The organism is Marinobacter vinifirmus, from assembly GCF_002258215.1.
Classification (GTDB): domain Bacteria; phylum Pseudomonadota; class Gammaproteobacteria; order Pseudomonadales; family Oleiphilaceae; genus Marinobacter; species Marinobacter vinifirmus.
This window is the reverse complement of sequence record NZ_NEFY01000027.1, coordinates 1-19,204: the sequence shown is the minus strand read 5'-3', so window position 1 is coordinate 19,204 and position 19,204 is coordinate 1. Positions and strand designations below refer to the sequence as shown.

The 19,204-nt window shown below is 53.0% G+C and carries 15 protein-coding genes and 3 pseudogenes; 16 read left to right on the top strand and 2 right to left on the bottom strand.

Annotated elements, in window-relative coordinates; translation table 11 throughout:
* Window positions 1–659: 659 nt before the first annotated feature.
* The 15 genes and pseudogenes from ltrA (at window position 660) to B9Q17_RS16460 (ending at window position 15,459) form a co-directional block, all read left to right on the top strand.
* Window positions 660–2,183: a group II intron reverse transcriptase/maturase gene (gene ltrA, locus B9Q17_RS16530; protein ID WP_094625972.1), complete on the top strand. Its 1,524-nt coding sequence runs from the start codon at window positions 660–662 to the stop codon at window positions 2,181–2,183.
* Window positions 2,184–2,263: 80 nt separating this feature from the next.
* Window positions 2,264–2,452: pseudogene (locus B9Q17_RS16525) on the top strand (DDE-type integrase/transposase/recombinase); the annotation flags it as partial.
* A gap of 129 nt (window positions 2,453–2,581) precedes the next feature.
* Entirely contained in the window at window positions 2,582–2,800 is a 219-nt protein-coding gene (locus tag B9Q17_RS18615) for a transposase (RefSeq protein WP_094626043.1), read from the top strand.
* A 471-nt stretch (window positions 2,801–3,271) separates the two neighbouring features.
* Window positions 3,272–4,162 (top strand): nitrilase family protein, encoded by an 891-nt coding sequence (locus tag B9Q17_RS16515; RefSeq protein WP_094626042.1) that lies wholly within the window; start codon window positions 3,272–3,274, stop codon window positions 4,160–4,162.
* A gap of 43 nt (window positions 4,163–4,205) precedes the next feature.
* The gene (locus tag B9Q17_RS16510; RefSeq protein ID WP_094626041.1) at window positions 4,206–5,357 is read left to right on the top strand and encodes a substrate-binding protein; all 1,152 of its coding nucleotides are present in this window, start codon (window positions 4,206–4,208) and stop codon (window positions 5,355–5,357) included.
* 63 nt (window positions 5,358–5,420) lie between these two features.
* The gene (locus tag B9Q17_RS16505) at window positions 5,421–6,257 is read left to right on the top strand and encodes a branched-chain amino acid ABC transporter permease (protein ID WP_094626040.1); all 837 of its coding nucleotides are present in this window, start codon (window positions 5,421–5,423) and stop codon (window positions 6,255–6,257) included.
* Window positions 6,250–8,043, top strand: coding sequence for a branched-chain amino acid ABC transporter ATP-binding protein/permease (locus tag B9Q17_RS16500; RefSeq protein WP_094626039.1), 1,794 nt, complete (start codon window positions 6,250–6,252; stop codon window positions 8,041–8,043). Before B9Q17_RS16505 ends, B9Q17_RS16500 begins: the two co-directional genes overlap by 8 nt.
* A complete protein-coding gene (locus B9Q17_RS16495) occupies window positions 8,040–8,747 on the top strand; it encodes an ABC transporter ATP-binding protein (RefSeq protein ID WP_094626038.1) in 708 nt (235 codons plus the stop codon). Before B9Q17_RS16500 ends, B9Q17_RS16495 begins: the two co-directional genes overlap by 4 nt.
* Window positions 8,748–8,828: 81 nt before the next feature.
* Window positions 8,829–9,515: an urease subunit beta gene (locus tag B9Q17_RS16490; RefSeq protein ID WP_094626037.1), complete on the top strand. Its 687-nt coding sequence runs from the start codon at window positions 8,829–8,831 to the stop codon at window positions 9,513–9,515.
* Window positions 9,516–9,518: 3 nt separating this feature from the next.
* Complete coding sequence (ureC, locus tag B9Q17_RS16485) at window positions 9,519–11,234, top strand: urease subunit alpha (protein WP_094626036.1); 1,716 nt, start codon at window positions 9,519–9,521, stop codon at window positions 11,232–11,234.
* 12 nt (window positions 11,235–11,246) lie between these two features.
* Window positions 11,247–11,861 (top strand): urease accessory protein UreG, encoded by a 615-nt coding sequence (gene ureG / locus B9Q17_RS16480; protein WP_035232430.1) that lies wholly within the window; start codon window positions 11,247–11,249, stop codon window positions 11,859–11,861.
* The gene (locus tag B9Q17_RS16475; protein WP_094626035.1) at window positions 11,858–12,673 is read left to right on the top strand and encodes an urease accessory protein UreD; all 816 of its coding nucleotides are present in this window, start codon (window positions 11,858–11,860) and stop codon (window positions 12,671–12,673) included. Before ureG ends, B9Q17_RS16475 begins: the two co-directional genes overlap by 4 nt.
* Before the next feature lie 7 nt (window positions 12,674–12,680).
* Window positions 12,681–13,184: an urease accessory protein UreE gene (locus B9Q17_RS18610; RefSeq protein WP_094626034.1), complete on the top strand. Its 504-nt coding sequence runs from the start codon at window positions 12,681–12,683 to the stop codon at window positions 13,182–13,184.
* A gap of 40 nt (window positions 13,185–13,224) precedes the next feature.
* A complete protein-coding gene (locus B9Q17_RS16465; RefSeq protein WP_244177419.1) occupies window positions 13,225–13,890 on the top strand; it encodes an urease accessory protein UreF in 666 nt (221 codons plus the stop codon).
* A 24-nt stretch (window positions 13,891–13,914) separates the two neighbouring features.
* Window positions 13,915–15,459, top strand: coding sequence for an ABC transporter substrate-binding protein (locus B9Q17_RS16460; RefSeq protein ID WP_035232423.1), 1,545 nt, complete (start codon window positions 13,915–13,917; stop codon window positions 15,457–15,459).
* A gap of 203 nt (window positions 15,460–15,662) precedes the next feature.
* On the opposite strand, the pseudogene istB reads toward B9Q17_RS16460, so the two are convergent.
* Window positions 15,663–16,419, bottom strand: a pseudogene (gene istB, locus B9Q17_RS16455) (IS21-like element helper ATPase IstB).
* A 14-nt stretch (window positions 16,420–16,433) separates the two neighbouring features.
* A pseudogene (istA, locus tag B9Q17_RS16450) lies at window positions 16,434–17,835 on the bottom strand (IS21 family transposase).
* A 1,173-nt stretch (window positions 17,836–19,008) separates the two neighbouring features.
* On the opposite strand from istA, the gene B9Q17_RS18525 reads away from it, so the two are divergent.
* Window positions 19,009–19,204, top strand: a 196-nt coding sequence (locus B9Q17_RS18525; RefSeq protein ID WP_341864862.1) for a lipid A-modifier LpxR family protein, incomplete at its 3' end; no start/stop codon positions are given.

The following is a 19,204-nucleotide window of genomic DNA, read 5'->3' as shown; positions in this document are numbered from 1 at the left end:
GTGTGCCCGGAGTCCAGGGCGAGCATGGAAGCTCAAATGGACCACGAGTCTATCTGGAATATTGAACCGGTAATTCAGGAGGAAGTAACCAATCAATCCCACCCACTGTGAGGGTGGTGAGCCTGAGCGGCAGTGACCTGCGGTATGCCCGCAGGGTGATGTAACCCGCTGACAACGGGGATTGAGGCGAGGTCACTAAGCCAAGATGATCCTCAAGGCTGAGTGCTGAAAGGCTGAAGAACATGAACCCATTCATCCGACTCTGTGGGTTGAAATGTCACCACGGCTTACGTGACCTGATAAGCCGTACGGGAAGGTTGGGCAGCATGACGCATAGGCGCTGCCAAACGAAGAAGTCCAAATTGGTAGCTCGGGCTTCGGTTCAGCAGTATCCATCACAGATTGGACTGCTGCTTCCTGTCAACTTGCGGCAAGCAAGGGTAAAGAGTGCGATGGGCAGCCTCCTCAGCATGCTGGAGTCCAGATAGGTAAACCGGGGAAGGTCAATATTGGATGCCAAGGGGGCATGACCCCGATGCCAAGTTGACTGGCGGAGCTCCCGTAGTAGTCCGCGATGGGGAAAGCCCATTACATGGCGAAGGGGAGCAGTTTAAACGTGTTTGCCAAGCAAACTACCTGACCAAACAAGGTGAAGACCTTTGATAATCAGCGAAATGCAACGCAAGCTAGCGACCTGGACAACAACCGACCCCACCCGCCGGGTGGACAGGTTGTTGCGCCTGATAGCACAGCCTGACTGGCTCGCAGAAGCGGCTCGGGTCACTCTGTCTTCCAAAGGGGCAGACACGCCCGGGATAGACGGAGAGATCAAGCTGACTGTGCAGGACAGGCTGCCGGCTATTCTTCAACAGATCAGGAGTGATTTACTCTCCGATGTTTACCAGCCGTTACCGGCCCGAAGGGTGTATATCCCAAAGGCCAACGGCAAGCAACGACCACTGGGTATCCCGACCCTACGCGACCGCATCGTTCAACGGGCCATGTTAATGGCGATGGAACCCATGTGGGAAAGCGACTTCCATACGCTCTCCTACGGGTTCCGACCGGAGCGGAGCGTTCATCACGCGATCCGTACAGTGAAACTGCAACTGACGGACAATAAGGAAACGCGCGGACGCTGGGTCATTGAAGGGGATCTGTCCAGCTACTTTGATACCGTGCATCACCGGCTTCTGATGAAAGCTGTACGTCGCAGAATCAGGGACCGACGGTTCCTGAACCTTCTCTGGCGATTCATAAAAGCCGGTCATATTGATGCAGGTCTTTTCCGGGCAGCAAGTGAGGGCGTACCTCAGGGCGGTGTTATATCGCCACTGCTATCGAATATCATGTTGCATGAGTTCGATCAGTACCTGAATAGGCGCTACCTCGGCAAAAAGGCCCGAAAGGATCGATGGTACTGGAACCACAGTATCCGAATCGGTCGAAGCTCAGCCATCCGAGAGAACCGACAATGGAAGCCAGCCGTCGCCTACTGCCGCTATGCCGATGACTTTGTGGTTATCGTCAAGGGCACCAAAGCCCAGGCAGAGGCGATTAGAGAAGAATGCCGGGAGATGCTGGAAGGAACTCTCAAGCTGACACTGAACATGGATAAGACCAAGATTACCCATGTGAATGACGGCTTCGTGTTCCTGGGGCATCGCATCATCCGCAAGCGGAGCCGCTATGGCGACATGCGGGTGGTGACGACAATCCCCCGGGATAAGGCACGTAACTTTGCAGCATCTTTAACCGCCAAGCTGTCAGGCAATTATAGTGAAAGCAAAATCGACATGGTCGAATCCATCAACCGAAAGCTGAAAGGCTGGGCGGCGTTCTACCAGTTCGTCGATTACAAAGCGAAAGTCTTCAGCTACATCGATGGTGTCGTGTTCTGGAAACTGGCCCATTGGCTGGGCCGCAAATATCGCTCCCGGCTCAAACCGCTGATGCGTCATTGGTTCAAAGCCCCGGCTTCAGGTCAAAGTAAGACTTGGGTGCTGTATGGCAAAACCAATCAGGGGCTATTCAGTGGAGCCATCCTGTACCGACTCGTCGGTCACGGGAAAAAGCGATTCCGTTGGCGTCTTCCAGAGGGTAATCCCTACCTGAGGACAGAGTCCAGAAACACGTGGACCTCTCGCTTTCCCGAAGTTGCTATGGCCTTCGCCAGCGTTTAAGCGGAGAGCCGGATGCGCTGAAAGGTGCACGTCCGGTTCGGAGAGGAGAGGCAGGGAGATAGTTCGACTACGCCCTGCCTCTTACTCTACTCTGGACAGGTGCACGCTGGGCTTATCTGGCGGTGGTCATCGATTTGTTCTCTCGTAAACCGGTAGGCTGGGCGATGTCTTTATCGCCCAATACGGAGCTGGTAAAAAAAGCTTTGACGATTGCCTACGAATCACGCGGAGAGCCGTCGGAAGTCATGTTTCATTCGGAGATGACATCACTAACAAAATAGGCCAGATGCCCCTGAGACAGCCGCTCCTTCGTAACCGTCTGGTAAATCTTGAGCCAGGTGCTGCGGCCGTCATGTTAAGTGTCCACTTAAAAATAAGTGGACACTTAACATGACGAAATAAGCGTAACCAAGTCCTACCAAAAACGTCGTCGTTACTCCAAAGAGCTGAAGGCTCGTATCGTCGCCGAGAGTCTAAAGCCCGGGGCGTCTGTTTCCCGGATTTCGCTGGATAACGGCCTCAACCCTAACGTGGCCCGGCGCTGGATGAGCGAGGCGCGAACGGCGGGTAAAACACCGGGAGCACAAGGATCGTTCCGGTCCGCCTGCCAGCCGTAACGCCTGTGCCGGACAACCCGTTAGTCTCGAGTCAATTTAGCACCATCCGCATCGAGATTCCCCGCGCCGGCGGTGCGGTTGTGGTGGGGTCCTTATGGGCCCTTTTTTTGTATGTTGCCCTTAATGCACGGCTGATCTGCACTCGCCTTCGGTATTGATTGAGTGCTCTGGCAGTGACTTCCTATCCTTGATCGCCTCTAACAGCAATTGAGTAGCCTAGGAAGACCGCAATGCTCCATGCACCAATGTTTACCGGTCGCGAACCAGCGTGAACCAAGTAGGTGCGTCATTGTTGCAGGATTGATCTCAATAGGCCCCATTACAGGGGTGTTCTGACTTGGCCCGCACTTTGCAAGCACCACTTTAGGATTTCGAGGTCGGCTATTCAAAGTAAGGAAGAACAGCCCGATCAAACAGATAGGAAACGGGTATGCCTCTTTTATTTGTTTTCAGCGGGGGGAAGGGTGTCGGATGCGTAAACATGAGAAATCGGAGTCTATCGAAAGCTCGAAGTTAAGTTGCCAAGAACTTCTCACTATTGCCTGTGTACAGTTTGAGCCAAGATTCGGTGATGTTGACTACAACATTGGAAAAAGCGTCGAGCTAATTGAACGTGCTTCAAATTCGGGCGCTCAGGTAATAGTTTTACCGGAGCTATGCAGTACTGGATATGTTTTTCGCACTCGATCTGAGGCTTTTGAGCTTGCGGAGACTATTCCCGGCGGGCCAGCTAGTAAAGCATGGAGTGATGTGGCACGGCGTTTAGGTGTAATTATTATATCCGGGATTGCAGAGCTTGATGGAAACAATATTTACAACAGTGCAGTGATCGTAACCTCCTCTGGAGTGTTGGGTGTCTATAGGAAGTTGCACCTCTGGGGAGATGAAACCCTTTACTTTGAGCCAGGGAATCTCGGAGCTCCTGTATTTGATACCCCATATGGAAGGATAAGTGTAGCTATCTGCTATGACGGCTGGTTTCCAGAAATATTCAGGATCGCTGCGATGCAGGGTGCAGATTTAGTCTGTATTCCTACTAACTGGGTGCCAATTTCTAGTCAAGAATCGAATGGGATACCCATTTCTACCATTTTGCATCAAGCAGCAGCGCACAGTAACGGTCTCGTTATTGCCTGTGCGGATAGGGTTGGAGTTGAACGAGGGCAGAGGTTCGTAGGTCATAGCCTGATAATTGACCACACTGGGTGGCCTATAGTTGGTCCTGCTAGTGGTGACAGAGAGGAAGTAATAATTGGAACTGTTGACTTGGGATTGGCGAGGCGTAGTCGAAACTTAAATAAGTATAATAATTTATTGGATGACAGGAGAGCAGACGTGTACTCGACGTTTAGTGAATTGTAATATTTCTTATAATTAATTGATCATAATTCATAGGGCGAAAGTTATGAAATTAAAAAAAGTATTGGTGGGGATAGCATGCTGTCTTGGAATGTCTGCTTACGCAGCGGAACCAATTAAGATTGGCATTCCTGTGGGGCTAAGCGGGGCCAATAGCGTTGTTGCACCGTCCGTGGTACAGGCATCTGAATTGGCTGTAGAAGAGATTAACGCCAAAGGAGGAGTCTTGGGTCGGCCTTTGCAGTTAGAAATTGCTGATGATGCCTCGGGGGCCCAAGGCGCCCAGCGAGCATATGATAGTTTAGTATTTCAAAAAGAAGTTGACGGCATTGTCGCAATGGAGACTACGGCGGCTCGAAATGCAGGCCTGCCAATTGTAAACCGTGGCAGAGTTCCTCTCATCTATACATCCTTCTATGAGGGTCGTTCCTGCTCGCCATGGATGTATATAAATGCCTGGGTTCCGGAGCAACAGGTAGAACCTATCGTAGATCAGTTTATGTCTGAATATGACGCTAAAAAGTTTTTCCTGATTGGCAGTGACTATGCCTTCGGTCGGGGAATGCTTAAATTTACGCGTGAGTATGTGGAGAGCAAAGGGGGAACCGTCGTCGGTGAATCCTATCTGCCCATCGAAGGCTCCGATTGGACAGCAATCATTTCGCAGTTGCGTTCGGCAAATCCTGATGCATTGATTACTTCTACATCGGGTGGTGCTCCTAATGTGACACTCACGCGGCAGCTCCGGTCAGCAGGAGTGGATATTCCATACGGGAACTATGCGATCGACGAGGGCACTGCAAAAAGCATGGGCGGGAACGCGGAAGGAGTCTATTTAGCAGCGTCTTATATATCAAGCTTGGACACACCAGCCAACAGAGAGTTTCTTCAAGCTATAAAGGATAAGTTTGGCGATGATGCGGAGACACCTAATGAGCTGTCTGTTCCTCAGTACGACGGGATATACGCATACGCTGCCGCTGTCGAGAAGGCTGGATCTACTGAACCATCCGCAGTCATAGACGCCCTCTCCGAGGTAACTGTCGAGGGTCCAAGAGGGGCAATAAAGATGGATAAACAACGGCATGCCGCCCTAACTATGTACCTTGGTAAAGTGGCAAGCGATGGTTCCGTCGAGGTCGTGAAGTCTTTTAAGAACGTTGACCCGGGCGAACAGTGCCCGCAATTCGCCGACTAATTAGCTTGTGGCGCGCGGTCTTATATATTTAGATCCGCGCCCTCTACTGGTAAGAGGTTCAATGTGGGTAGCGTCACCTTCGACATTCTGACGACAGCCGGAATTCTATTTGTAGTCGCAAGCGGACTTATGATCATCCTTGGGGTAATGAAGCTTTTGAACTTCGCCCACGGCGCGTTTCTTACTGCCGGCGGATATGCTGCTTATCTAACTGGTGCTGCGGGTATAAGCCCATGGTTTTCCGTGCCACTCGCCGGGATCGTTGGAGTTGCTTTTGGATTGGTTGTCGAACGCACCATCATAAGGCCACTTTATAGCCGACCGCTTGATGCCATCCTCGCCACTTGGGGGCTAGGTATTGTAATTAGTCAGATATTTGCGCTGACCTTTGGACGCGGCGTTCAGTTTGCCCCATCCCCATTATCGGGAACTATTGAGGTTCTCGGGATTGAATATTCCGCGTACCGATTAGCAGTTAGCGTTATCGCCGTACTGCTCGCAATTGCCTTAATAGGATTACTTAGTCTGACACGTTTTGGCCTCAATGCTCGGGCTGTGATTGTCAATGAGGATCTCGCCCGCGGTTTGGGCATTGATAGCACCAGGGTCCGCGCCATCACTTTTGGGTTAGGCTCGGGATTAGCTTGCGCTGCTGGCGCCCTGATAACACCGTTACTCTCGGTTGATCCTAATATGGGACTACCTTGGCTAGTGAACAGCTTCATGCTGGTGCTGATATCGGGAGTCTCTTTCCCAAGCCTCCTGCTTGCCTCACTAATTTTGGGGGGAACTCAAGTGCTCATCAGTACATTTATCAGCCCTATTCTCGGAGGTATGACAATTGTGGTTCTTGCAGCAATGATTCTCCGCTTAAATCCGAAGGGGTTTAGTCGTGCCTAAATCAGAAATTACGCTATCTCGTACTCATCGTACTGCTCTTGTTGGTTGTCTGGTTGGACTATGTGCAGTAGCGGTCGCGCCTTTCTTTCTTGACACCTATTTTACCAATGTACTCATCAGAACATTGCTCCTTGCCGCCGTGGTTATGACGGTGGACATACTCTGGGGATATACAGGTATTCTGACGTTCGGCCAATCTGCTTTTTTTGGGATAGGGGCGTATGCATGTGGCCTTGTATTCACGCACTACGGATTTGGGCCTGGCTGGGCTCTTGGTGGCCTAGCTCTGGCATTGGGTTCAGCGGCAATCGTGGCAGCTGGGACTGGATGGTTGGCTTTCTTCCACGGATCGTCACCTATTTATGCTTCTATTATAACGCTTGCATTACCTATTGTTCTTACGCAGGTAATATATTCGGGCGGTAGCTACACTGGATCCTCTAGTGGACTTTCGGGTTTTCCAACGTACTTTTGGAGCCTGGAAGTTTGGTTCTGGATAGCTGGGAGTTTTCTTGTATCAACCACAACCGCAGGATGGCTGCTGGTTCGTAGCGATTTCGGTCGTGTACTTGTAGCTATTCGTGAGAACGAAGACCGCAGCGCATACTTGGGTATCCCTGTGTCCCGCATCAAAACGATGCTAATGGTGTTTGCGGCAATGGTGGCTTCAGTCGCCGGATTTGCATACGCGGCTTTCTCAAATGTTGTTGCGCCAGAGTTGGCGGGCTTTCAGCTTGGTACTGAGCTTTTGATCTGGACTGCCTTAGGAGGGAGAGCGACACTGCTTGGCCCGGTTTTCGCAGCCATCGGCATTGATACCATGTCTTCCTGGCTTTCAGGGGCGATGCCCTTTATTTGGAAGTTGCTCACCGGCATAGCCTTCGTAGGGGTTATAGTCGCGTTACCCCGCGGCCTCGCACCTCTTATCAGCGGCCTCTGGAATCGCCTCCGGCCGCAACGACATGCCATTCCTTTTGAGGCCAACATCGTTAAAGCGTCTGCAACGAGAATGCTACAGGGATCTTTCGGAGATGCTCCACCCTTAAGGATAGAAGGGCTCTCCCGTCGTTACGGGAGTTTGGAAGTTCTAAGTGGCGTGAACCTCGTCGGAAAGGGTACAGAGCTGCTGGGTGTTATCGGCCCCAATGGTGCGGGGAAGACAACGCTAATGCGCTGCATCAGCGACGGAAAAGAAAGAACGACCGGGACGCTTTACATTAACAATGTTGAGATAGCGAGCAGTTCACCTCAGCAAGTAGTAGGTTTGGGCGTAGGCAGAAGTTTTCAGAACACCAATCTATTCGAGACATTAACCGTCTCGGAATGCCTTAAGCTGGCCCGTTACCGGATTGACGGCACTAGTCTCTTCAGTCGTAGCGACACCATCGCCCTACCTCAGCCCTCTCTGGATATTCTGCAAGCAACAGGCCTAGACAAAAAGCTTTCCGAGCAAACTCAGAATCTCTCCCATGGAATGAAACGTGGCTTGGAGCTCGCGATGGTCTTGGCAACTGAACCGTCAGTACTTCTGCTCGATGAGCCTACGGCAGGGCTAACAAGACCGGAGCGCATGGCTATAGGTAGCGTTCTGACAAAACTCACTCGGGAATTCGGTCTTTGCATCGTTCTTATCGAACATGACCTCGACTTTGTTAGAGCGATTAGTGACCGCGTAGTCGTTCTTCATCAAGGGGCCATCCTGATGGAGGGTACTGTAGAAGAAGTCGTCGCATCTGACTTGGTAAAGGCCGTGTACGCGGGCCACAAAGAGGAGGAAGTGGCATGAGCGATGCGATCCTAACGCTCAGCGATCTTACCAGTGGGTACGGTTCAGCTTCCGTGGTAAGGGACGTCTCGCTGGATATAAAACAAGGTGAGATCTTGGCGGTTTTGGGAAAGAACGGTATGGGCAAGTCTACTCTTCTCAAGACTATTATGGGTTTTGTCAGTCCTTTCGGTGGGCAAGTTATCTTAAGGGATAAGAACGTTACCAAGGCCCCCCCGCATACTATGGCGCGGTCTGGTGTTGCTCATATTCCACAGGAAAACACCCTATTCCCCGATTTATCAGTCGAAGATAACTTACGGCTTGGGGTCAATTCGGACCGGCTCTTCAGGCAACGCCTTCCTGCAATCGAGCCACTTTTCCCTCGTATTCTTGAACGGATGAAACAGCGGGCCGGCACTCTTTCTGGGGGTGAGCAAAAGATGTTGTTGATGTGCCGGGGCCTAATTTCACACCCGAGATTGATGCTTATCGATGAGATAACAGAAGGCCTCCAACCTGCAATGGTTGACCGTATGGCAGAAGTATTGGTCAGGGCACGTGATGACTTAGGTATTTCCGTACTGCTCGTGGAACAGCACTTGGACTTTGCTTTAAGCATTGCGAACCGCTTCATGATCCTGAAGCTCGGCGAGATAGTTGAACAAGGGGTAGTAGACAGCCAAGTAACAAGTGATCAATTGTCGGCTCATCTAGCGGTCTAAATAGGCGCGGGTGTCGATCGTCCATTTCAAGTGCAAAGGTCAGTAGTGAACAGATCATGCGCAATCGGTAGGAGGTAAGTAATGCGGCTTTTTCCGCGCGAAATTGATCGGCTTCTGTTACACCAGGCAGCAGAGCTTGCGAGGTCTCGTCATAAAAAAGGACTTCCCGTCAGTGAGCCTGAAGCCCGGGCTATGATCGCCGACGCCATCTGTGAAGGTGCGCGTGAAGGGGGAACCGTTTCTGACATGGTTTCCTTAGGAGCAAGCCTGTTAACCGAAGATGATGTGATGCCGGGCGTTGCTGAGCGGATCGACGTCGTTATGGTTGAGGCATTTTTTCCAGATGGGCAGAAGCTCGTTTGCGTCCATGCTCCGATCGGGCCGGGAACGTCGGATCTTTTGGTACCCCTCAACCCGCGATGGAAGCTTGGCGAAGGACCAGTAGAGGTAAACAGCAGGCGCGATACGACGAGCTTAAGGGTCCAAAGCAAAGCTGACCGGCCCATCCAAATTGGTTCGCATTATCACTTCTTCGAAGTCAACCCAGCGCTATATTTCGATCGTACGGCCGCATACGGATTTCGCCTCGATATCCCTGCTGGAACAACACTGCGCTTTGAGCCAGGGGACCTGCGGGAGGTCGACCTAGTGGCAATTGGCGGAGCCAGAATTGTGAACGGCCTTGCCGGTTTGGTTAATGGCTCTCTGGACGACCCAAACGTCTATTCCGCCGCCAAATCCCGACTATCAGTTTTCTTGCAGGAGTAGTGTATGGCTCATTCAATCGAACGTTCGAGGTACGTACAGCTTTATGGGCCTACTGTAGGGGATTCTGTTCGGTTGGGTGACACAGGTTTATGGGCAAAAGTGGAGCACGACAGCTGTGTTGGTGGTGACGAGCTAGTGTTCGGTGCAGGTAAAACCATGAGGTGCGGCACTGGATGCGATGGTGTTTTAACTGCGGCTGATGGCGTGCTTGACCTCGTCATCACAAACGCTTTGATCATCGATACAGTTCTTGGCGTCATTAAAGCGGACATTGGCATCAAGAATGGCCGGATTGCTGGCATAGGTAAAGCAGGTGATCCAAACATAATGGACGGCGTGACTGCTGGCCTTATCGTGGGAGTTAACACAGATGTTCGAGCGGCTGAGGGGTTAATCGTCACTGCAGGAGCGATCGACTGTCATGTTCATTTCATCGACCCGGGGCAAGTAGAGGAAGCGCTTTCGGCTGGCTTCACAACATTGATGGGAGGCGGTCTCGGCCCGACTACTGTTCCTATAGCCTCAACTGGAACGACAAATTTGGGGCACATGTTGCAGGCAGCAGAAGCCTTCCCTGTCAACTTCGGATTTATTGCAAAGGCCGCTTCCCACACAGTTGAGCCTTTACTAGAACAGTTAGCCGCCGGCGCAGCGGGGTTAAAAATTCACGAGGACTGGGGCGCGACTCCTGCGGTGATTGATGCTGCTCTCAAGGCTGCCGAGATCGGTGGGGGCCAAATTCAGCTGCATACCGATACGCTTAATGAGTCCGGATTCGTCGAACACACAATGCGTGCCATCGCCGGACGTGGCATCCATGCATACCATGTAGAGGGTGCTGGTGGCGGCCACGCGCCAGACATCATCCGAATGTGCGGAAAAGCCAACATTTTGCCTTCATCGACCAACCCGACGAACCCGTTCACCATAAACACCTTCGATGAACACTTCGATATGGCCATGACGAGCCACCACCTTAATCCTCGGCTGCCCGAAGATGTTGCATTTGCGGAGAGCCGAATCCGTAAAGAAACTATTGGGGCCGAGGATGTCTTGCATGACATTGGCGCCATAAGCGCGATCGGATCAGATAGCCAAGGAATGGGGAGAATCGGAGAGACTATTACGCGGTGCTGGCAACTTGCCGATCATATGAGAGAGCTTCGGGGGACGTTACCGGAAGACCGCGGTAGTGGAGCAGATAACTTCAGAATTCGTCGGTATCTTGCAAAATATACGATCAACCCAGCACGAATGTTTGGCATTGATGCTGAAGTTGGTTCGCTAGAGGTAGGGAAATTGGCCGATCTCGTGTTTTGGAAACCGGAATACTTTGGAGCCAAGCCGGAACTCATTATGAAATCTGGCTTTCCTGTGTGGGCGCCGTTGGGTGAGGCCAACGCATCGCTGATGAGCTGTGAGCCACTTCGTTACAGACCTATGTGGGGCTATTTCGGGCGGGCACCTCAGGCTTTGGGTGTGCGCTTCGTCTCTCCAGCCGCGATCACTTCAGGCATTGCTCGTCGACTAGATCTCAAGTCCGCCATGGTACCCGTAGCTGACACACGAGGGACCAGAAAAAGCGATATGTTGCTGAATGATCTAGTGCCGAACATCGATGTTGACGCAGAGTCTTTTCAAGTACGAATCGATGGTCAGCCACTCATCAGCACACCTTTAACTCGGGTGACGCTGGGACAATCATACATGCTTAAGTAAGGAGTCTAGGCTATGGCAGCGGTTCGTTTAGGGTTCGGAGGCCCAGTTGGTAGTGGAAAAACGCGGTTAGTGGAACGCTTGCTCCCTTTGTTTAGTGAGGAATCTATCTCTGTCGCAGTGATAACAAACGATCTTGTTACAGATGAGGATGCTGAGCGGGTCAAGCGTTCGGGCTTAATCGATCCCGAGAGAGTTCTAGGTGTCGAAAGCGGGGCCTGTCCTCACACTGCCATCCGTGAAGACCCATCTGTAAACCTTGAAGCAGCGGAACGGTTAGAGCGACGCTTTCAGCCTGACGTCATTCTCATCGAGAGCGGAGGGGATAACTTAGCTGCCACTTTCTCTAGTGAGCTTGTGGACTGGTGGGCTTTTGTCATAGATGTATCTGGCGGAGATGATATTCCCCGAAAGCGAGGTTTGGGTGTGTTGAGAGCAGATTTGCTGGTGGTCAACAAGATAGATCTAGCTCCGCATGTAGATGCCGATTTGGAACGGATCACAGGCGACGTCTCGTTAGCGCGCCCAGATAGAGCATCTCTTTTCACCGACCTCCGCAGTGGCCTGGGAGTAAAGGCAGTGTTTGAGGAAATTAAACGAAGTGCGCTTTTCGGAAAGCTGACCGGATGAACGACGGTCTGCTGGCGCTGCGTTTTCGCACCGACAAATACGGCCGTACTAGACTAGTGGAGCGTAGGCAGCGGTATCCGATGACTACCACGGGAGTGCTTCCATTTGACTCTGAATCTGGCGCCTTGATCTACACCCAGAATGCAGCGGGGTCGGTTTTTGGGGGGGACCGGCTTCGTACCGATTTGCATCTTGAGGACGATGTCTCAGTTTGCATCTCAACGCCCTCCGCAACTCGTATTCAAGGCAATGGATTGGCTGCTCAGACAACACACATCAAGCTGGGCCGAGGGGCGTTTATCGAATCGATTCCGGACATGATTATCGCGCACCCCAAGGCTGTGTACCGGCAGGAAACTCACATTGACCTGGCGGAGGGCGCAGAGGCAATTTTGGGTGAAAGCATTGCTCCTGGTAGGGTTGCCCGCGGTGAGGAATACGTCTATGACGCGGTCTCGTTACGCCTTGAGGCAAGTTTTAACGGTCAGCCGGTATTGGTCGACGCGTCGACGTTTAGGCCGGGCGAAGCGAGCCCGGCGTTAATAGGAGCGTTGGGGCAAGCCGGATATATTGGCTCTCTCGTGATCTTGAGCCAGAAAAACGATCAAGAAGAGCTGGCCACGAAAATTAATGCACGGCTTGGGGAATTAAAAATGGTCTATGGCGGGGCTGCAGCTCTCGCTTCCGGTTGCGGCGCCATCGTCCGTTTTCTCGCCGACGATGCTCCGGCTTTACGAAATGCTATGCAGAGCGTGTGGGCTATCGCCCGACATCATGTTCGAGGTCGCCCGGCACCAACATTAAGGAAGTAGAAGAACAATGTTGCTAATACACGAAATTCTAGGTCGTTACGATGACAGGGCTTTTAACGGAAGAGCTAGAGATAAAATCTGGATCACAGCCGCAGACGCAGGACGTCGCCGATTGCGTGCGGTTAGTGAAAATGGAGAGCAAGTCGGGATAGATTTCCCCAGACCAGATTGGCTCTTTGATGGGGCTGTAGTCCACGATGACACTAGACGAATTCTAGTTGTTGCCCGGCGACCTGAGTTAGTGATGGTCGTCGCCTTGAGCGAGTTAGAACCTTCACAGGCCTTTCAGATTGGTCATGCACTAGGTAATCGGCATACCCCTGCTGAATTCCGCAATGATGAAATTCTGGTACCCGTAACTGACACACCAGACCTAACCGCACGGCCAGTTCGTGCACTAGGCTTCCGGAATATCCAGATTCGGTTTGAGGAGCGAGCTTTTGCTGCTGACGCGCCCCCGAGTGGCGCGACCGTCTCAGACCATGGTTCCCATCGTCACCTCCATGACTAACTGTACCTTCGATACTCACGCTAGCTCTGTATTGGCACTGATGCAGCTTTCCGATTCAGCATTGCCGATTGGGAGGCATGCACATGCATTTGGTCTTGAGCGCTTGTTCAGAGATGGGCGAGTCGAAACGCCACAAGATCTGCAAAGCATGATTACGTCGGCTCTGACTCACGGGGTTGCACGAGCTGATGGTGCAGCTGCCGCGTTGGCCCATGACGCGCTTGGAGCTGGCCTTCTTAGCGGTTTGCTTGAGATAGATGCCCGGCTAGACCTCCTCAAGCTGACAGCTTCATCACAAGCGGCTTCTCGTCGTTGCGGTAGCAGGCTAGCTTCGTTGGCACCCGCTTTCCACGCTAACTCTACGCTCGTAAAATTTGTCCAGGAAGTCGCGGACAAAAAAACCCCAGGCCATGTATCAGTAGTATCTGGAGCCGTTGCAGCTGCAATGGGAATAAGCAGGGAAGATGCTGTGCTTATGGAGTTACGAGGCGTCGTCACGATGATCCTGTCAGCTGCCGTTCGTTTGGACGTGATTCCTGCGTCTGCAGCTCAAGCGATGTTGGTCGTTCTTGCCCCTGAGATTATTGGGTCTGCGGGGATATCTCTTGGCACGGGGATCGGTGAGATGGAATGTGGTGCCGCAGCAGGTTTAGAGATCGCGTCAATGCGCCATGCCCGAGATCATAGTCGGTTATTTGCCACTTAAATAAATTTCAATTAGGAAAAGCATATGCAAGAAGACAAGATCCTGAGGGTTGCTCTTGATTGGTCGGTAGATGAGATTGATCCCCCCAGATCGTTCGGGGGGTGGAATACGGGTCGAGTAGTGCAGCAGACCCATGAAAGCCTATTCGAAGACGATTTTGATTCCGCTCCCGCTAATTTCAATGACCCGACAGATGTTATCCCAAGGCTCGCAGTCGAATGTGAGATATCAGAAGATTTTCGTACCTATGTTTTCAAAATAAGGGACGGCGTGAATTTTCATGATGGTGCTCCACTAAACGCAGAAGCTGTGGTTATCAACTACGAGCGCTTATGCTGTCCGGATTCACCTTTTTTCTCACCTGTGGCCGCGGACTTGAACCGCTCTGGAGTTGGACTGATCGATAGAGTTAGAGCACTTGATGAGATGACGGTTGAGCTTAGCCTTTCCGAGCCAAATCCGGAGTTTCTCCGGTATATGACACAAGAGGACGCTCCGGGATCACAGTCATTGATTAGTCCTGAAGCAATTCGGAAATATGGTCCTGATGAGTGTGCTGATAGAGCACCAGGGACTGGCCCATTTCAGTTCTATCGTCGATTTGAAACCGCGTATGGTTCTGCTGTAGAACTGCGTCGAAACGAAGATTATTGGTATGGTTGTCCTCAGATTGAGGCTATTCAGTTTTTGCCTTTTCCTGATCGTGACGATCGAGTAAGAGCGCTAATCGAAGGACGGGTGGACTTTGCGTATAGTCTGGAGGGGGCAGATTTGGACAGTTTGTCTGCGCAGGGCTTTAACGTACCGGAGTTTGCACCACCTTACCTCTGGTATCTAGTGTTTAACCAGAGAGACCCACAGATATCAGACTTGCGTGTACGGCATGCAATAGCACATGCTATCGATCGCCAGGCGCTGTGTGCGGACCTCTTTCCCGGTGCTGCTATGCCCGCAGTCAGTGCAATTCCACCTGGAGCTCCGTCGTATGATGAGTTCGCGCCAGACTTCTATTCGTATGATCCAGAGTTAGCCATAAAGCTCTTGGCAGATGCGGGTTTTTCTGATGGGCTAGTGCTTAAAGTGGAGGCAGCCCAAGCGGGTTCTGCACAGCTCGACCCGAGTGCAATATACAAGCGGTTGGCCCAAGACTTGGAAAGAGTAGGCATCCAGTTAGAGATAACTTTCCACAAAGACTGGGTCACGTACTGCAATCAATGGCGTGAGGGTGCTCCCGTGGGTGTTGCTTTTACAGAGATGAGTTGGGGCATGTCATCCGATCTTTGGCTGGCCCAAGTGCTTCATGGCTCCAACCAATCGCCTGTTGGCTTCAATGCTGGGTACAACAATGATACAGGGGTGGATGTTCTATTGGACCGAGCACGAAATACAATCGAAGCGTCAAGCAGGAGGTCGCTCTACCGTGAGGCAGATTCGTTGCTGATGAAACACCTGCCTATCCTACCTTTGTTTACCTCTCGGCGCGGAATGTTTGCCTATTCGCAGAGGGTAATGGGGTTAACTACGGTCAACCAATGCTGGCATGATTTTCGAGGAGTGAGGTTGAAGTAAATCAGAGACGTTGTAAACCAAATTGGGTTAGTGTCACCGGCCTCCTTTTTCCAAGTAACAGCCAAAGCCGGTAACGTAAAACAGTCGAACAGCGGTTTGTGCCATCCTCCTGCGTATTCCGGCGAACGTGACCGGTCATTCCGGGGATCGTGACCGATTTGCACACGGCCATCACGCTGGAGTCGGTTTTGCACTCTGAGTGGTCACGATGGGTCAACCGATTCCGTATTTTGTGCTGTCGCTTTTCGCAGTGATTCCCCCTTCAGATTGAGTCGGTGAGCGCCGTGTAGGAGCCGATCCAGGATGGCGTCGGCGAGCGTGGCGGAGCCGATGTAGTCGTGCCAGTGTTCGGTTGGTAACTGGCTGGCGATGAGCGTTGAGCCTCGCCCGTGCCGGTCTTCGATTACTTCCATCAGGTCCTGGCGTTGTTGTGCGGTCACCTTCTGCATGCCCCAGTCGTCCAGGATCAGCAGATCCGTCTTCAGCAACTGGTTCATCAGTCGTGCGTAGCTGCCATCGCCGTGGGCGATGCGCACCTGATCGAACAGGCGCGGCACCCGCAGGTAACGCACCGACAGCCCCTGCCGGCAGGCCTGGTTGCCCAGGGCGCACGCCAGCCAGGTCTTGCCGCAACCGGTTGGTCCGGTGATGCACAGGTTCAGGGATTGGCGGATCCAGTCACAGCTGGCCAGGCCCGCCATGCGGGAGCGTTCCAGCCCCCCGTGGATGGCGGTAATCGATGTCTTCCACGCAGGCAGGCACTCGCAACCGGGCTGCCTTCAGCAGCCGCTCTAATCGGCGGTTTTCCCGGTGCAGCACCTCCCGGTCGATCAGTAAGGCCAGGCGTTCCTCGAACGCCAGGTCGTGGGTGTCGGGCTGTGCCCGTTGTTGTTCCAAGGCATCGCACATGCCTGTCAGCTTGAGCTGGCGCAGGGTGTCGAGGGTGTTTTGAGTCAACATCAGTTTCTCCGGTATCAGTGGTAGTAGCGGGACCCGCGAACGTTGGTGTGAACGGGCAGATCGGCCAGTTCCGGTTCTTCCTCGTTCAGTGGCAGAGGCAGCTGATCCAGACCCTGCTTCAGGATCGAGCTGATGCTCTGGTAGCTTGCCGAGTTGATGGCCAGTGCTCGGCTACAGGCCTGCTCCAAGCGGTCACGGCTGTAGCGTCGACTCAGGTTCAACAGCCCCAGGCAGGCCCGGTAGCCATGCTCGGGATGCGGACGATCCTTGAGCTGTCGCTGTACCACGTCGAGCGTGGCGGGACCGATGTCAGTGGCCCAGTTCAGGAACCGCCCGGGCGACCAGTTCTGATGGGCCTGATGGGACTTGGGCATGTGCTCGGTCAGGGTGACGAAGCGGCCCTTGCCATGCCGAGGGTGCAGGGCCACCCGCTGGCCTTTGTGCATGACCTCAACAGACGTATCGGTAACCCGAACATCCAGCTTCACCCCCACCAGGGCGTGAGGCACGCTGTACAAGCGTTTGTCGATCTCGATGTGGTAGTCGATGCCTGGTCGTGCCTTGCGCCACTCGGCATAGACGTAGGGCGTTGCCGGCAGTGGCCTGAGTGCGGGTCGATCAAGTGCTTCGAACAGGCTCTGGCGACTCTCGGAGCGCCCCTGGAACGGGCGCTGGTTCAGTGCTGGTAGCAGGTCTGCAATCGCCGAGTTCAGTTCAGCCAGTGAGAAGAACGTTCGGTGCCGCAACCGGGCCAGGATCCAGCGTTCAACCAGCAGCACAGCGGCTTCGGCCTTTGCCTTGTCTTTGGGCTTGTAGGGGCGTGCTGGTAAGACCGCCGTCTGGTAATGGGCGGCCAGCTCCGCGTAGGTCTCGTTGATCTGGGGCGTGTATCGGTCTGCCTTGGTGACCACTGCCTTGAGGTTGTGCGGAACCAGCAGTTCCGGCACGCCACCATAGAACGCCAGCATCCGCTGGTGAGAGGCGACCCAGTCCGGCAGGGACTGGCACCAGGTGGCCTCGGCGAAGGTGTAACTGGACGCGCCAGAGCCGGTAGTGGTGGCAGAACTGGCTGTACCGGAGGGCCTTATCGCCGTGGCGTTCCACATATTCGGCCCAGAGCAGTTGCAGGGTGACGCCCTTGGTCTTCAGCTCCTGATGGACCTGGAAGTAGTCGGGCTCGGCAAAGCGTGAAGGCGGCGTCTTGGCCGGGAACAGCCGGGCTTCGAGCCTGGCCTCGTCTGTGCCTTCCGGCAACGGCCAGGTGATGCCCTGCGCGGTGGCCAGGCTGACGTAGTTACCGACCACGCCCTTGGAGAGGCCGCAGGCACGGGCAATGCGCTCATGGCTCAGGCCCGCTTCGTACTTGAGGCGCAAGACCTCGATGATTTGTCGCATGGAAATCCTCGCTGCCGGCATTTGCCCTTCCTCGTGATAAAAAAGGAACGGGTATGCCGGATAAAGTTGAAGAATTCCAGCGCGTTGGCAGTGATTCCGGAGGAACGTGACCGGTGGTTCCGGCATCGTGACCGGCGATTCCGGAAAACGACCCGAAATTGGTCACGATAGAACGGAATGAGCGGTCACGATCAACCGGAACAGGCGGTCACGTTCAAACGGAATGGGCGGTCACGATGGGCCGGAATATGCAACAGACACACATGAGGATATTTTCTGGCAGTTTTTGTGTCCATCTTCGGAGTTTTCGGTTTCAGTGCAAAGGTCAAAATTCCATGGCCGGAAAAAATGTCCTAGAAACCGTGGACACACCATGGACACAATTTGGACACAGCCAAATAAAAAGGGCCTACGTTTTCACGTAAGCCCTTGAAAAATATGGCGCGCCCGAGAGGATTCTAACCTCTGACCTCTGACCTCTGACCTCTGACCTCTGACCTCTGACCTCTGCCTCCGGAGGGCGCCGATTGGGGGCGGTTTGGAGTGAGGTCGGTGGGTCTAAATCGTTGTTCGTCAGTAACTTGCAGGTCGGGCGGAAGCTCGCGAAAAGTTCTTTTAACACCGCTAGTTACACGATTTATCCCAAGTTTGGGCACACACTTGTCAGGTTAGAGATGGCTTTAACTGGACAGAATGACCGCTGCTCCAACTGCTTATTTTCCAGTTCACAGTTTACTATGCGAACTCCAAGCTCAGAAAAAATGTCTGGTTTTAACTGTCCGAAATTGGACAATTGTCGAGCGGGGTAGTCCGAGAGTCCGCCTGTAGAAAGCTATATTTTGCGAGAGAGTATCACCCATCGGCTCTCGTTAACAGTCAAGGGTTGGCCGCATCAGAGGTTATCAAGAGTAACGGGGGGGATTCGGCAACCACATAGCTGACACTCGGGGCGATTAGTGTAGAGTTCAGACTACCAATAGTTAAAGAGCCAGTATCTGTCAGGTCGATTGACTACAGCTGAACTTTTCCAAGTAATCGGGTGTTCTTATCTCGTCCGGCGGCACGTTAATCCGGAAGAGCTGACTGCGTCGATGGGAGGGAGCTAGAAAAGCGAGGGAAAGCGACTTAGTCTGCACATCTGATTGAGTGGCCGTTGTAACGGTATGACTCGACATAGGCCATGCTTGTTAACTCTTGTATCAACCGGAGAGACTGGATTTGAGTTGTCGCTGCGGATGTGCCCTCCTGCTGTTTTTCGTCATTAGTGTTTTCCCAACCAGCCTGAAGGCTGAAGTCGTGAACCTGTCCTGGGATAACGACCTGCTTACCGGAACCGATCGCGGCTATACAAACGGGGTACGCTTTTCGTATCTGACAGACACCGCTGACG